This is a genomic window from Pseudomonas sp. BF-RE-21 (assembly GCF_019947305.1).
In the GTDB taxonomy this organism is placed as follows: domain Bacteria; phylum Pseudomonadota; class Gammaproteobacteria; order Pseudomonadales; family Pseudomonadaceae; genus Aquipseudomonas; species Aquipseudomonas migulae.
In genome coordinates, this window is sequence record NZ_JAGYGF010000087.1 from 1 (window position 1) to 15868 (window position 15868).

General features: G+C 59.7%; 12 protein-coding genes. 2 read left to right on the forward strand and 10 right to left on the reverse strand.

Annotation, left to right across the window (positions count from 1 at the left end; genetic code table 11):
• Window positions 1–131: 131 nt before the first annotated feature.
• Window positions 132–824 (reverse strand): GNAT family N-acetyltransferase, encoded by a 693-nt coding sequence (locus tag KGB25_RS29380; protein ID WP_008034576.1) that lies wholly within the window; start codon window positions 822–824, stop codon window positions 132–134.
• 350 nt (window positions 825–1174) lie between these two features.
• Here KGB25_RS29380 and KGB25_RS29385 point away from each other — a divergent pair, with 350 nt between their 5' ends.
• Entirely contained in the window at window positions 1175–4558 is a 3384-nt protein-coding gene (locus KGB25_RS29385; protein ID WP_223437850.1) for an Ig-like domain-containing protein, read from the forward strand.
• Between the two features lie 474 nt (window positions 4559–5032).
• Here the strand turns inward: KGB25_RS29385 and KGB25_RS29390 are convergent, their stop codons facing one another.
• The 4 genes from KGB25_RS29390 to KGB25_RS29405 all read right to left on the reverse strand — a co-directional run bounded on the left by KGB25_RS29390 (window position 5033) and on the right by KGB25_RS29405 (window position 10151).
• Window positions 5033–7528 (reverse strand): TonB-dependent siderophore receptor, encoded by a 2496-nt coding sequence (locus KGB25_RS29390; protein ID WP_223437852.1) that lies wholly within the window; start codon window positions 7526–7528, stop codon window positions 5033–5035.
• A 431-nt stretch (window positions 7529–7959) separates the two neighbouring features.
• Entirely contained in the window at window positions 7960–8889 is a 930-nt protein-coding gene (locus tag KGB25_RS29395) for a FecR family protein (protein WP_192496284.1), read from the reverse strand.
• A gap of 26 nt (window positions 8890–8915) precedes the next feature.
• Window positions 8916–9461: a sigma-70 family RNA polymerase sigma factor gene (locus KGB25_RS29400; protein WP_192496261.1), complete on the reverse strand. Its 546-nt coding sequence runs from the start codon at window positions 9459–9461 to the stop codon at window positions 8916–8918.
• A 120-nt stretch (window positions 9462–9581) separates the two neighbouring features.
• Window positions 9582–10151, reverse strand: coding sequence for a YceI family protein (locus KGB25_RS29405; protein WP_223437854.1), 570 nt, complete (start codon window positions 10149–10151; stop codon window positions 9582–9584).
• Window positions 10152–10354: 203 nt separating this feature from the next.
• Here KGB25_RS29405 and KGB25_RS29410 point away from each other — a divergent pair, with 203 nt between their 5' ends.
• Window positions 10355–11113: an SDR family oxidoreductase gene (locus KGB25_RS29410; protein WP_223437856.1), complete on the forward strand. Its 759-nt coding sequence runs from the start codon at window positions 10355–10357 to the stop codon at window positions 11111–11113.
• Window positions 11114–11185: 72 nt separating this feature from the next.
• Here the strand turns inward: KGB25_RS29410 and KGB25_RS29415 are convergent, their stop codons facing one another.
• The 5 genes from KGB25_RS29415 to KGB25_RS29435 form a co-directional block, all read right to left on the reverse strand.
• Entirely contained in the window at window positions 11186–11638 is a 453-nt protein-coding gene (locus tag KGB25_RS29415) for an Ohr family peroxiredoxin (RefSeq protein ID WP_008040597.1), read from the reverse strand.
• A gap of 69 nt (window positions 11639–11707) precedes the next feature.
• Window positions 11708–12160, reverse strand: a complete 453-nt coding sequence (locus KGB25_RS29420) for an Ohr family peroxiredoxin (RefSeq protein ID WP_008030850.1) — start codon at window positions 12158–12160, stop codon at window positions 11708–11710.
• A 305-nt stretch (window positions 12161–12465) separates the two neighbouring features.
• Entirely contained in the window at window positions 12466–13143 is a 678-nt protein-coding gene (locus KGB25_RS29425) for a phosphoribosyltransferase (protein WP_223437858.1), read from the reverse strand.
• A gap of 213 nt (window positions 13144–13356) precedes the next feature.
• A complete protein-coding gene (locus tag KGB25_RS29430; protein ID WP_008040595.1) occupies window positions 13357–14004 on the reverse strand; it encodes a hypothetical protein in 648 nt (215 codons plus the stop codon).
• Window positions 14005–14559: 555 nt separating this feature from the next.
• The coding region (locus KGB25_RS29435; protein WP_411741517.1) for an MATE family efflux transporter at window positions 14560–15868 on the reverse strand (1309 nt) is incomplete at its 5' end.

Genomic DNA, 15868 nt, shown 5'->3' on the forward strand with positions numbered 1-15868 from the left:
GCTCCGGGCGGCGTTCCGACGAAGAGGGAGTATCAGTCAACTTCATCTTTGCCTGATGCACCGCCTTCGTCGGAACGCCGCCCGGAGCAAGCCCGCTCCCACAATTGCTTGAGTTGTCTGGTGGGGCGCAGTCAGCGCGGCGACTCGCCCAACCGCTCGCGGACAAATTCATTGGCCTTGTGCGTCAATTGATCCAGATGCCGGTCACGCTGCTTTTCCGCATCGAGCATCGCCCGCTTGCCGTGCTTTTGCAGCAGGTACGTATGAATCTGCCGCACCTCCAGCGAGCTGTAGATCGACGCCACGTCGAGCAACCCCATCAATCCGTCAGAGCGATGATCGCGGGTGTTCATCAACACCTGCGTACCGCGCGTGCCCAGCACCTGAAAGCCCATCGATTCAAACCACGGCACCTTGGCCACCGCGCAGGTCAGCTCGGCATGCGGGTAGCGGCCGACCATTTCCCGCAGCATCCGCCGCGCCACGCCCTGACGCCGATGGCCGGCCTGCACCGCCATGTATGCGACGCCGCACGCCTCGGGATCGTCCTTGATCGGCAGGTACAGCAAGAAGCCGATGACCTGTTCCGGATCGTCCACATCGGTCGCGACCAACAACTCCACCGCCACCCCTTTCGCCCCGTTCAGCGCCTCCAGATAGAGGTGAACCTCATAGCCGATCGCGTACTGGTAAACGTTGTACAACAGGTTGCTCGGCGGGATGGCGACCATGCTGATGTCGGTAAGGTTATCGACCACCATCTGCAGAATCTGGCTGGTGAGGTGCTCGGGGCACGGAGTTTTGAAATGGGTGATCTGGGGCATTGAGGCTCTGCTCTGACTCTGGCGGCGGACGCGCCTATCATAACGCGCCGACGAGACCGGGGTGGCGTGTCAGTTGGCAGTCATGCCGAGTGACTATGGAAATCAACTGTAGGAGCCGGCTTGCCGGCGATGAGGCCAACGACAACACCTCCTCACCGGACGGGGCAATGGGGAATAACACCCTCCCCAAGACTGAGGAATATCCCCCAACTGTTAACTCTCGTTAACACTTCCCACGCATATCACTGAACCTAACGCGATGATTTATCTGACAATCTCGTTAGTGGCTCAGCTTTTGCGTCGATTTTTGCGCATGTGCCGACACCACGACACGCCCCCAGAGAACCACCATGAAAAGCTCAGCTCCTGTGAACAAGTCGCCCGGCTTTTTCCGGACGCCGGGCATTACTCTGGTGATGCTGATGACTTTCAGCCTGTCTGCGGTGAATGCCGCTCCGCTCGATGATTTCGGGCCACCGCCTCCGACCGATCCGTCAGCCTTCCATAACCCGCCTGCCGACCCTAAGGCAGCCCTGGAAGCACTGAAAAACCTGCCCCCGGCCAATCAAGGTGCCCTGGCCTTGCCCAACGGCGTGTTCGGCGACCGAAACACGCCGCGTGCCGACAACGTACTGCCACCCGCCGCACAGACATCGTTCAACTACCCCACCAACGGCAAGCCCAGCCCCTTGTTCGGAGCCGAACCATTCACTCAACAACTGCTGCTGTTCGAAGAGTTCGGCTCGGAAACACTCGACCCGACTACCCCGCCGCAGACGCTGACATTCCCCGTGCCAACCCTCGGCCCGGCGCCCCAGCAGGATCCGAACAACGTCGCCCGCAGCGGCCCGTCGAGTGCAGCGCTCGAAGCCTTCCTGCGCCAGCCGGGGTTGTCCCCGTTTCCTTCGCAGTTTTCCAATGTACTGGACCGCAACCCGTGGAAAGCGCAGATCGAAGCCTTCCTCAACCGGCATCCGGTAGGCTCGCCGGCGGAGGGTCGGCCACCGGGAAAAGGCTGGTCGCATCAACGCTGGAACGAGTTCTTCCCGCAGGTTCAGTTCAAGACTGTTCAAGCCGGTGCCAGAACCAACCAAGGCCTGCGTGACGCCCAACAATTGCACCACTACAACAAGGGCGAATTCGCCCCCGGCGGGCTCTACTACCAAACTTCGGACATCCCGGCGACAGCGGGCACCACTCGCGGTATCGACGTGCGTTTTCATTCAAGAATGCCGGTGCAGAATCACAACTCGCTGTGGACATTCGACGGCACCGTGCCGGCCAAATTGCTGATGGTCCGTTACGGTCAAGCGTTGCTGATGCGCCATTACAACGCCCTGCCAATCGACCCCGCAGCCAACGCCGGTTTTGGCCTGCACACCATCAGTACCCACGAACACAATGGGCACTCGCCGGCTGAAAGCGATGGCTTTACCAATGCATTTTTCTTTCCGGGGCAGTTCTACGATTATCGCTGGCCGCTGCAACTGGCCGGCTACGACACGATCAACACCAAGGCGCAGGATCCGCGTGCAGCCTTCCCCTGCTCACCGGGCGAAAAACTCTTCGTCAACGATGTCAGTCCGGGCCTCAAGACCTGCGAAAACGGCAGCATAAAAATCCGTGGCGACTGGCGCGAGACCATGAGCACCCACTGGTTCCACGACCACATGCTCGATTTCACCGCGCAGAATGTCTACAAGGGCAATGCGGCAATGATGAATTACTACAGCGCTGTGGATCGCGGCAACGAAGCGATCGAGGACGGCGTCAACCTGCGTTTTCCCAGCGGTTCAGCAATGCCTTGGGGCAACCGCGACTACGACGTGAACCTGCTGATCTCCGATAAGGCCTGGGACGAGAACGGCCAGTTGTGGTTCAACCCGTTCAACACCGACGGCTTTCTCGGGGATCAGATGCTGGTCAACTGGCAGTACCAGCCGAGCCTGAAAGTCCGCGCGCGCAGCTACCGTTTCCGCATTCTCAACGGCTCGGTGTCGCGCTATTTCAAGCTGGCGCTGGTACGGGAAATCAGCGGCAATAGCGGTGAATTTCCGGGGCCTGCCGGTTCTGGGGTTTCCTATAATCGGGTGCCGCTCCACCTGATTGCCAACGACGGCAATATCATGGAACACGCCGTGCCGTTCGACGGCAGCATGGACTTGGATGGTGACGGCGATAAGACGAATAACAATGCGATCCTGCCAACCATGGGCATCGCCGAACGTTTCGACATCATCGTCAATTTCTCGAAAAACGGGATCAAGGTCGGCGACAAACTGTACTTCGTCAACCTGCTGGTGCACGAAGACGGCAAGGGCCCGGAAGAACCCGCCCCCCTGGCTGACGTGCTGTCCGAGAAGTACAAGGCCGTCATCAAGCAAACCAGCAATGGCCCGAAATGGGACAGGGGCGACCCGCTGGTTGGCAAATTCCTGCAACTGTTGGTTCAGCCCTACAGTGGTCAGGACGTGGCCATGGACCCGGCAGCCTTTGTGCCTGGCGGCAAGACGATGATCCCGTTGCCCATCGATCGCGACAACCCGAACGACCAGGCCAGGCTCAACGTGGCGCGGCATCGGGAATTCATTTTCGGTCGCTCCGATGGCACCGATGAAGCACCGTGGACGATCAAGACCGATGGCGGCCCCGGCTTTCCCATGGACCCGCGCCGCATCAGTGCCGCACCGCAACTGGCCAGCGGCCCCACGGACGCCGGGTTCTCCGGCGACGGCACCCTCGAAGTGTGGAAAATCAAGAACGGCGGCAATGGCTGGAACCATCCGGTGCATGTGCATTTCGAAGAAGGCGTCATTCTCAGTCGCGACGGCAAGGCACCGCCGGAATGGGAAAAATGGGCACGCAAGGACGTCTTTCGTATTGGCGAAGGCGTCGACAGTTCAGTGGATGTCGACGTGGCGCTTCACTTCCGCGAGTTCGCCGGCACCTACATGGAGCACTGCCACAACACTCAGCACGAGGACACGTCGATGCTGCTGCGCTGGGATTCCGAGCATCCGGGGCAGTTCCAGTTGATGCCAACGCCGATACCGGGTTGGGACGGCGTCACCTTCGTCAACTCCGTGGCACTGCCGACTTTCCGCACTGGCGTTGACGGCGATGATAATGAAGGCCCGAACAAAAAACCCGTGGCCAACAATGACAGCGCCACGAGCAGTAACGGCCTGCCAGTGACCATCAGCGTGCTCGCCAACGACACCGACCCGGACGGTAACCTGCCGCTCAAGGTTGTCGGCCTGACCCAGCCGGATTCGGGCCAGGGCTCCGTGAGCACCGACGGCATTCGAGTGTTCTATATGCCACCGACCATTGTTGCGGCGCCGTTCACTGCGGTGTTTACCTACGAAGCCAGTGACAACCTTGGCGCCGTCTCGGACAAACCGGCGACGGTATACGTGGCGGTCAGCGCTGCGGCGGCAGTGAATGAAACGTTGTTGGTCACCCGCGCTTCCGTCAACGTGCGCAGCAACAATCGCTATACCTGGGACGTGACCGGGACGACCTCGCGGGCGGCGGGCAACAGCATCACCGTCAGTGCGTCGACCACGGGCGGCCAGCTCAATCTGGGAACCGCGACGCTCACGCCGAACGGTACGGGTGCACGCTGGAGACTGTCCGTTACCACCACCGGCAACGGCCCGACACCGAGCCCGACCATCACCGTTCGCTCAGCGCTCGGGAAGACCGTTACAGCGCCAATTGCCGTGCATTAAAACGGCCACGCTTTGACGTCTGGTCAGCCACACCGCGTCGCCCGGATCGCCAGCAAGCCGGCTCCTACAGGTTCGGTGGTGTGTCAGGTGAATACTGATCCTTGTAGGAGCCGGCTTGCTGGCGATGGGGCTTGCGCGGTGTATCAGATACACCGCCATCGCTGGCAAGCCGGCTCCTACAGGTTCGGTGGTGTGTCAGGTGCATACAGATCCTTGTAGGAGCCGGCTTGCTGGCGATGGGGCTTGCGCGGTGTATCAGATACGCCGCCATCGCTGGCAAGCCAGCTCCTACAGGTTCGGTGGTGTGTCAGGTGAATACTGATCCTTGTAGGAGCCGGCTTGCTGGCGATGGGGCTTGCGCGGTGTATCAGATACGCCGCCATCGTTGGCAAGCCGGCTCCTACAGGTTCGGTGGTGTGTAGGAGCCGGCTTGCTGGCGATTCAGGCGACGTGGTGTGTCAGCTCAGCGGGGTGTTACCACTGATACGTCGCGCTCGCCTGAACGGTGCGCTGTGCGCCATACCAGCACCACGAGTAGGAATAGCACGACGCCACGTACTCTTTGTTGGCCAGGTTGCTGGCGTTCACCGCCAGGCGCAGGTTGTCCTTGAGGCTGTTGATGTGCGGGATGTCGTAGTGCACTGCCGCATCCAGCAGCGTGTAACCCGGCACCTTCAGTGTATTGGCAGTGTCGCCCCAGGAGGAACCGACGTAACGCGCCCCGCCGCCGACACCGAAGCCTTTCGCGACGCCGTCGTGGAAGGTGTAATCCGCCCAGACCGAGGCCGTATGACGCGGCACACCATAGTTGGTGGTGCCTTTCGCCGGCACTGCCGGGCCGACGGCGATGTCGGTCAGCGGCGCGTAGCTCACGGTGCTGTTGGACTTGGTAATGCGGTTGTCCAGATAAGCGTACGCGGCGGTGATGTCCAGGTTGTCATTCAGGCTGGCCTTGCCTTCGAGTTCGAAACCACGGGAACGCACTTCACCGCTCTGTTCCTGGCAACGCCCGGTGCCGCACAGGTGCGTCGGATCCGGATCAAGCGTCGGCACGTTGCTTTGGCGCAGGTCGAAGACCGACGCGGTGATAAAGCTGTTGCTGCCCGGTGGCTGGTACTTGATCCCCACTTCGTACTGCTGGCCCTCGGTCGGCTTGAACACCGAACCACCATAGCCGGTGCCCGACTGCGGTTCGAAGGATTCGGCGTAGCTGATGTACGGCGACAGGCCGTTATCGAACAGATAGACCAGCCCCACGCGACCGGTGAACGCCTCGCTGTCCAGAGAGGTTTTGGTCTTGACGTTGTTGCGCAAGTTCATCGAGCTGTTGTTGTTGGTCGCCCAGTCGTAGCGCCCCCCCATCAGCAACACCCACTTGTCCCATTTGATCTGGTCTTGCAGGTACAAGCCCTTCTGCTGGTTACGCTGCGTCGCGTCGGTGGTGAACGCCGGTGTGACGACCGGAACACCGTAGACCGGATCAAAGATATCCAGCGTCGGCCCCGTGCCGAAACCGGACTTGGTATCCGTGCTGGTGTTCTGATAATCGCCACCCAACAGCACCGTGTGTTGCACCGGTCCGGTGTCGAATCTGGCTTGCACCTGGTTATCCAGGGTGTAGGCATCCAGGTCGACGTCTGTGGCAATGGTCGACCGGTTGGAGGTGCGGTAATCGGCGCGCAGGTTGCTGTTGTAGAGGCTGCGATAAACGCCTTCGCTGCGCAGGTAACGCGCGTTCTGACGCAAGGTCCAGACGTCGTTGAGGTGATGTTCGAACAAGTAACCGATGGAGAAATACTCGCGGTCACTCTTCTCGAAATCCTTGTCGCCGTCATAGAAATCGACATCGATGTCACGCCCGGTCGGGCTGTGCAACACCGAGCCCCACGCCGGTGTCGAACCGTACGAAGCCGCCTTCGGGTCTTTCTGGAAATGCCCCAGCAGCGTCAGCGACGTGTCATCGCTCGGGCGCCAGGTGAACGCCGACGAAATGGACTGACGCTGGGTTTCGGTGTGTTCCAGTTGACCATCGGCCTCGTCGTACAGACCGGCCAGGCGATAGGAGTAAACGCCCTGGTCGTCGAGCGGGCCGCTCAAATCGAAGGTCGTGCGTTTCTTGTCGAAGGTGCCGTACTCGACGCCGATTTCATGGAACGGCGTATCCAGCGGCCGCTTGCTGACCATGTTCACCACACCGCTGGGGCTGGCCTGCCCGTACAGCACCGACGACGGCCCGCGCAAAACGTCCACGCGCTCCAGATCAAACGAGTCTTTTTGCGGCGAGGCATCGCGACTGCCCGGCATGCGCAAGCCGTCCAGATACACGGCCGGGGAAAAACCACGGATGGTCATCTGATCCAGTCGCGAAGCGGTAGAGCCACGGGTTTCGGGAATCACACCGGCGGTGTAACGCAAGATCTGGTTGAGGTTCTCCGCGCCCTGGGCCCGCATCTGGTCCTTGGTGACCACGGAAATCGACTGCGGTGTTTCGTTCAGCGCCGTATCGGTCTTGGTCGCCGACAGCGCGCGCGTCGCGACATAACCCGCCACCGGGCCGGTCGGACTTTCGCTCGCATACGCGCCGTTGATGTTGGTGGCTTGCAGCTCCAGAGAACCTTCGACCGCCTCGGGCGCAGGTTCGATGCGATAGCGCGTGGCCGACAGCGCGATGGCGTTGAGGCCGCTGCCCTGGAGCAATTGGGCAAGTGCGTCGCCGGTGCTGAATGGTCCGCCCAGGCCATTGCTGCGTTTACCGCGCGTCAAGGCCGGGTCGAAGGCCAACACCAGATCTGCCTGCTCGGCCAGGCTGTTCAGCGCCTGACTCAAATCCCCGGCCGGGATCGAAAAACTGCGGACAGCACTGGTGTGTGAACCCGCGACCGGCGATTCGGCAGCCAGCAGCGGCGCCGCGACAAAAGCCATCGCCACTGAAAGCGCCAGTGGGTGCAACGGACGAGCAAAGCGAGACATGAGAAATCCTGCGAAATGGAAGGCGTTACTAACCATGACGGCCATGTCGGAAAAACAGACAATGAATGCGAGCGATTTGCATTAATATTTTTTAGCCCCCCCGAAACCCTGTAGGAGCGAGCCTGCTCGCGATGGCGGTGGGTCAGACAAACCGTGTCGCCTGGATCGCCGGCAAGCCGGCTCCTACAGGTTGGGGTGAAACGGTATTGATGCCTTCCTCAACCTTGTAGGAGCTGGCTTGCCAGCGATGGCGGTGGGTCAGACAGACCGTGTCGCCTGGATCGCCGGCAAGCCGGCTCCTACAGGTTGGGGTGAAACGGTATTGATGCCTTCCTCAACCTTGTAGGAGCTGGCTTGCCAGCGATGACGGTGGGTCAGACAGACCGTGTCGCCTGGATCGCCGGCAAGCCGGCTCCTACAGGGTTGGGGGGTTAGAGGGGTTTGATCACCACCAGCAGATCGGTGAAGTGCTCGACCTGGATCGGCAGGTTGTCCGCCAGTGTCGCGAGTGCAGCATCGGTGTCGTCGAGGCGGAACACGCCGGAGACGCGCAGCCCTTGCAGCGCCTGTTCGTCGTAGCGCACCAGGCCCCGTCGGTAACCGGCGAGGGCCTGAAGCACTTCGCTCAAGGGACGGTCATCGACTTTGAGCAGGCCCCGGGTCCAGGCATCCGGGTGGGCGTTGCCGATGGGTTGCGGTGCTTGCGCCCGGCCCTCTCTGAGGGTGGTTTGCTCGCCCGCCGCGACGTTCACCGCCTCGGCGCCGTTGGCTTTGGCGGCAACCACAGACTCCAGCACACTGACCACGGTCGAACCATCGGCTGCGCGTTTCACCAGATATCGCGTGCCCAGTGCCGTCGCCGTCCCCTGATCAGTGCGCACCACAAACGGACGCCGGGCGTCCTTGGCCACCTCGACCCACATCTCCCCTTCCAACAACTCGATGACGCGCTGCTGGCCGTCGAACTTCACGTCCAGCGCCGAATGACTGTTGAGCTGAATATGGCTGCCGTCCGAAAGCACCACCTCGCGCCGCTCGCCCACGCCGGTACGTTGATCGGCGAGCCAGACCGGCATGTTGTCCAGGCCGATCCAGCCACAGACCAACACACCCAGCAGCGCAATCGCCTGGGCGCCACGGCCCGACACTCTCGGGCCCGGCCGGGCAAAGGCATGCTTGAGGGCAACGCGTGCGGGGGCGGCAGGCAGCTCGTCAAAACCGCCCCACAAAGCTCGCATCCGCTCCAGGGCGAGCGCGTGTCGCGGGTCGGCTTCGCACCAGACATCGAAAGCCACGCGTTCGGCGTCGGTAGCCAAATCGTCGTGCAACAACGTCAGCCAGTAAGCCGCCTCAAGGATCATCTGCTCGGAGGGTGGTTGGATGTTCGTCACGACGGCTGTTCCGCCCCGTACAAGGTGTTGTAGCAATGGACGAGCGCACCGGCGACGTAGTTCTTGACCGTGCTGGCGGACACTTTCAGTTCAATCGCGATCTCGCTGTAGGTAAGGCCGTCGAGCCGGCTGAGCAGGAACGCCTCACGGTTCTTGTCTGGCAACCCGGCGAGCATCACGGCGATTTTTTCCAGCGCCTCAAGCGCCACATGGATCGCTTCGGGGTCGGGCATGCCGGCGTCATGCGCCTGGATCGCCAGCGCCTCGAGGTACGCCTGTTCGATCCGTCGGCGTCGGGCACCATCGATCAACAAGCGCCCCGCCATGGTCGCCAGAAACGCCCGCGGCTCTTTGATGGTGTGAGGCTCGGCGAGGGTGAGCACGCGAATGAACGCGTCATGGGCCAGATCGGCCGCACGTTGCGAACAGCCGAGTTTTTTCCGTAGCCAGCCATGCAACCAGGAATGGTGATCGCTATAGAGGTCGGTGAACGTCCGCTGACGACGGGCAACGTCGTCATCAGCCACGGAAAAATCGCGCATACGCAAAAATTTCTCAAATAAGAAAGATTACCAGTAGCGCGAACGATGACAGTAAAACCATGGCAGAGCAAGCGACGTAAAGCCGCGGTGAATCAGAACATTGCGCAGGAGGCTAAACAGCTATTGCTCCGGCGCAACCATCCGGAACCTGATGTTGATATCGTCGGAAACCACCGTGTCCGCCCACTCGCCTTCACCGATTTTGAAGTCGCTGCGCTTGAGTGTCAGCTGGCCATCGAATATGCCGATCGCTTTCTGGGACTTCAGCAGGACCGGCACTTGCACCGTGCGCGTTATTTTCTTGAGGGTGAGATTGCCGGTGATCAAGTAACGGTTGTTGCTCAACGCTTTTACAGCGGTCGATTCAAATGTCGCCTTCGGATAAGTGGCCGTATCGAACCACGCAGGCTTTTTCAGCTCTTCGTTGGCGTCACTGCTTCCGGCATCGATGCTGTCGAGTTCGATCGTGAGCACGGCGTGGGCTGCCGAGGGGTTCGCCGTGTCGAAATCCAGCGTGCCTTCGAACTTGCCGAACGTGCCGTAGACCCGTGAGCTGAACTGTTTGTAGGTGAAAGAGATCGTGCTGGCGGTCTCATTCACCTGCTTGTATTCGATGGCATTGGCGCACGGCAACACGCCGAGCGTGAGCGCGACAAGCACGGCGGCGGAACGCGGGAAACGAAGGTTCATGGGATTCTCCGGCAGGACGCCCTGGTGCAGTGAGGTGCTGCACACAAAGGCCAGCCATAGGTGGACTAAAGCAAAAAATCGCCGTTTGTGCCATGGGTGCACTGACGGCCCGACCACCTGTCGCGCAACCCCGTTACGCGCCGGATGCCTGAGTCATGCAGGTGTTTAATGAGTGTTCCATTCACCGCAACGGGAGACGGGTCATGAAAATCGTCGTCATCGGAGGGACTGGACTGATCGGCAGTCAACTGTGCAAAAACCTGCGGGCACTGGGGCATGAAGCGCTGGCAGCGTCGCCGAGTACCGGCGTCAACGTCATCAGTGGCGAAGGACTGAAGGAAGCCTTGAAAGGCGCAGACGTGGTGGTGGATGTGGCGAACTCGCCCTCATTCGAGGATCACGCGGCGTTGCATTTTTTCGAAACGGCCGGGAAAAACCTGTTCGTGGCGGAGAAAATCGACGGCGTCAAACACCATGTTGCACTGTCGGTGGTCGGCACCGAGCGCATGCTCGAAAGTGGTTACTTCCGGGCGAAAATGGCTCAGGAAAAACTCATCAAACACTCGGGCATTCCTTACACGATCCTGCGCGCCACGCAGTTCTTCGAGTTCATCGGTGCCATTGCCTACTCGGGTCGCGAAGACGGCAACACCATCCACCTGACCCCTGCCGCACTGCAACCGATTGCCTCGCTCGATGTCGCCAAGGCCCTGACCGATATTGCCTTGAAAGCGCCAGACAACCAGACCCTGGAAGTCGCCGGGCCGGATCGCAGGCCAATCGTTGAATTCGTGAGCCAGTATCTGCAGCACATCAAAGACCCGCGCGAGGTCGTCCCGGATGACACGGTTCCTTACTTCGGTGCGCCCATCAACGATCAGTCACTGACGCCTGGGGCGAATCCGATCGTAGGCGCGACACGTTTTGAACATTGGCTGAAGAGCACATTGGCGCCCAATTGACGCTTATCGATGTTGCCCGGGCCGGCGGCCGGTTCGACTCGCCTGGCGAAGTCGAACCGGTCGTGCGGTGCATCACTCGGTAATGACGTTCAACGTCACGTCGATGTTGCCGCGGGTGGCTTTGGAGTACGGGCAGATCTCGTGGGCGCCATGCGCCAGTTTCGTTGCGACCTCGTTCGACAGGCCCGGTACGCGCAGGGTCAATCGCCCCTGGATGAAGTACGCCTGGCCGGTCTGGCCCAAATCAACTTCGATGTCTACCGCCGTGTCGGCCGGCAGTGTCACGTTCAACTCCTTGGCCACCAGGCCGACAGCGGCGCTATAGCAGGCCGACCAGGCGCCGGAGAACAATTGCTCGGCGGTCGGGTGCGGCAGAATGTTCGAAAACTGGTGCGCCGGTTTTGCGCTGCCGGGCGAGGACAGCACGATGTCGAGGTTGCCGTTGTGGCCGCGCGACGTGTTGCCAGCTGCGCTAGGGGTGGTGTGGGTTTTGCCGGTGGCCAGGACTTTTTCGATCTTGCTCATGATGAATGCTCTCAATTGGGGATTTGTTTTTCGCGTGCGCTTTTATCGCACGCGATGTTTTGACAATAATTAAACGGTGAGGACGTTCAGTGCCACATCAATATTGCCGCGTGTTGCTTTCGAGTATGGGCAGATCTGATCAGCGGTGTGCGCCAGCGTGGTGGCGATGTCGTGTGGCAGGCCAGGTACGCGCAGAGTCAAACGAGCCTGAAGGAAGTAGGCCGGGCCGGTTTGCCCCAGATCGACTTCGATGTCGACGGAAAAGTCCGCTGGCAGTACCACATTCAAATCATTGGCCACCAGACCGACGGCAGCGGTGTAGCACGCCGACCATGCACCGGCGAACAGTTGCTCGGCAGCCGGGTGCGGCTGGGTGCCGGCAAACACATGAGCAGGTTTGGCGCTGCCGGGTGTCGACAGGGTGATGTCGAGGCTGCCGTTGTGGCCGCCGGAGGTGTTGCCGGCAGCGCTGGCGGTGGTGTGGGTTTTGCCGGTGGCCAGGACTTTTTCGATCTTGCTCATGGGGTGAATCCTCGATATTGCGATAGGTTTGATTTAGCATCGCATTCGACTGTGTCGCATGCGATGTATGAATATTCACGCAGATGCCGGTGGGTGTCAATAGGTGGTTAGCGAGTTCTGCGACGAGCGGTATAAACCGTGAGGCCGCCATCGCCAGCAAGCCGGCTCCTACAAGGATCGGGTTTGCACGCGGACACTGTAGGAGCCGGCTTGCCGGCGATGGCGCCCTCAAGATCAACGCAACTTCCAGCCAAAAAAAATGGGCCACCCTGCAACGGATGACCCATTTCTCAAACCCTAAATGTTTACGCCGCCCCACTCCCCTGCCGCTGCCACGCCCGCGTCAACAAACCGATGACCTCGGCATCCGCAGTCTGGGAAAAATCCACGTACCAATGCCCGATCGACATAAACCAATCAGCAGTGATCGGGCACACCAACTCGTCCACCTCACCGCGCAGCGCCTCCGCAGTCTCAACCGGCGCCACCGGCACCGCGACGACAACGCGCGCCGGCGCCTGCGCGCGCACCGCGTGAATCGCCGCCCTCATCGAAGCACCCGTCGCCAGGCCATCGTCAATCAGAATCACCACCTGATCCTTGAGCTGCACCGGCGCACGCGTTCCGCGATACACCTGTTCACGCCGCAGCAGTTCGCGGGTTTCCCGTGCGACCACGGCCTCGAACGTTGCCTGATCAATCGGGTGTGCCCGCAGCGTATGCTCATTGAGGATTTGAATACCGCCGCTGGCAATCGCGCCCATCGCCAGCTCCTGATGGGTCGGAACGCCCAGTTTGCGCACCAGCATCAGGTCGAGGCGAACGTCCAGCGCGGTCGCCACTTCATACGCCACCGGCACACCGCCACGGGGCAAGGCGAGGACGATGACATCGGGGCGATGCGCGTACTTGAGCAACGGCGCCACCAGCCGCCGACCGGCATCGGCGCGGTCTTGCAGAATGGTTGTCGATGAAGGACTCATGTGGAAAACCTCCCCAGGCGATCAAGCCTGTCGGTTTACATCACCGTCACTCTGGATTGTCAGTCCGAAGGTGGACGACAGCAAGCCCGCCGGCCTACACCGACGACTCGACTTTCTGGAGCAACTTTTGACGCAAAAAAAAAGAGCCACCCTGTTACGGGTGGCCCTCTTTTTAAACCGGAGGTGTCCGGAAAGTTCAGCGAACGTTACAACTTAGCAAGCACTCGCAACAGCCCGCTGCGGCACCACATCGTCGTTCTGTTTTATCACTCGTTGAGTCAATGCCAGCATTGCCAGGAACCCCAGAGCAATCAACAGCGGATACGCCATCAACAGTTCAGAAAGTGAATACTTCCAGGCCAACGGGCGTCCGACACCCAGCAGTGCCGCATACATCCAGGACACCGCCGACAGCGAGCCGCAGAACAGCGCCAGCATCCGAGCGCTAAACTCGAGCTTGAGCAGCGATCCGGCCTTCTGCATGGCCGGCAACACCAGGCGATGCAACAAGATGCCGTTGTACGTCAGCAACATGACAATGATCACTTTGGCTTGAAGTTTCGGGTTCATGAAGTACTCGACTCCCTTCTCCAGGTAATCAATACCCACAATTGCAATACCGGTGACCCACAACGCAATCAATGCAACGACGACAGACGTCTGGAGACTTTCCAGATGCGCATTATCGTGTTCCGAAAACACCTTGCCCTTCAACAAGTTCTTAACCATGGCTATATCACTGGTCAACACCAAACCAATGGCAACACAACAGGCGACCAAGTGAGCATAAACAACACCCAACCGCACAAATTCCATACACTCTTTGTTTTCGACCAGACTCATAATTGTATTTATAGACACGGTACTTCTCCAACTGATTATACAGTGCGAATCATTAGTTCAGCGGGGCTCTAATCGAGTTACAGGCCCTACGAGATCCGACTGATAAAAGACAAGCCAAATCAGTGATTTGGCGCGGCTGAACCGATTAATTTGCCCGGCAAATCAAGTTCGGCTATTTGTTGGCTCCTGAATTTCAGGTAAAAAAATCCTCATTTGCATTCAATGCATATGAGGTTCGGGATCCACTTCTCTTTCTGCAGCTGCAGGGGCAGGTCATGGCGACGTGCTGAAGTATCAGAGGGCATTAAAGCAAAAATGTTCATTTTTCGTGCAAACCACCGACAAACGGTTAGTTCAGAAGAAACAACTCGCCTCGATGGATAATACCCAACTTCCCTGAAAGCCACGTGATAACTGGCCTGGTAAATTACATGAAGCCTTAGATTCTTCCATTGGATCCATTAGTTGTTACCTCACTAACGATATCTGCAATAGAGACCAACTCGCATTCGGTGCCCCTCCAACTAAAACAGTCATACTTATTAGGGCCAGGATTGAAATAAAGGATCCAATCTACACCAAGCGTTCAATCTTCTGATGTTGCCACACTAGTTTGTAATACAGCGTTTGCAACATCAGCATCCCCAAATACGCCACCGGAAACGCCATCCACACACCCTGCAACCCGAACTGCCCGTCCAGCACATACGCCATCGGCAACTGCACCCCAAGCACGCACACAATCGAAATCGCCATCGGCACCAACACCGTGCCGCTGGCCCGCATGATCCCGCCGACAATCGCCTGAAAGCCAAACACCAACAGGCTCCAGAGCATGATGTGCAACAAGTGCTCGGCCTTCGCCCGAGTCAAATCGTCCGTCAGAAACAACCCCAGCAACCAGTGCGACAACAAGTAACCCAACACCACCAACCCACCGGTCAGGCACACATTGATCAACAACCCCGTGCGCAGAATCGGCCCCATCCGCTCAATGCGCCCTGCCCCAATCGCCTGCGCCCCGAGAATCGACGCCGTGATCGCAATCGACAACGCCGGAAACTGCACATAATTGACGATCTGCGTCACCGCCCCATACGCGGCTGTCGCCTGCGAACCGTGCTGATTCACCAACGCCAGAATCACCAACTCCGACACCGACAACACCACCATCTGCAACCCGGTCGGCAAGCCAATGCGCAACACCTTGCCGAGAATCACCCGATCCAGGCGCATCGCCGCAAACATCTCCCGATCCGGCGCCAACGGATGCCCCCGCCGAATCAACCGCCACGCCAACCACCCCATCGCCGACAAATTCCCCACCAACCCCGCATACGCCGCACTCTGAATCCCCAACATCGGCAACCCGAACCAACCGCGAATCAATGCGGGCGTCAGCGCCAACCCGATACACGTCGACACCACCAATGCGATCAGCGGCGACACCGTATCGCTCACCCCGCGCAGGAGCTGGGTGAACAGGACGTAGACCAGCAGCGACGGCATGATCCACATCATTACGTGGGCGTAGGACACGGCGTCGTCCAGCACGTCAGCCGGAGTGCCCAAGCCTTGCAAGGCTGGTCTTGCGAATACGCTGCCCAGCACCGCCGCTGTCAGGCCGATGATTGCTCCCAACAGCAACGTGGTAGCGGCGATGGTTTTCACCAGATGCGGTTCCCGTGCGCCCCAGGCTTGGCCGATGAGCACGCTCGCACCTGCGCCGAGGCCGATGACCAGGGCGATGAAGAAGAACACGATGGGGAACATGCCGGAGACGGCGGCCAGGGCTTGGGTGCCTAGCATTTGGCCGATGTAGATGCTGTTGACGGTGCCCGACATGGATTGGAGGAAATTGGAGAGGACCATGGGGGTAAGG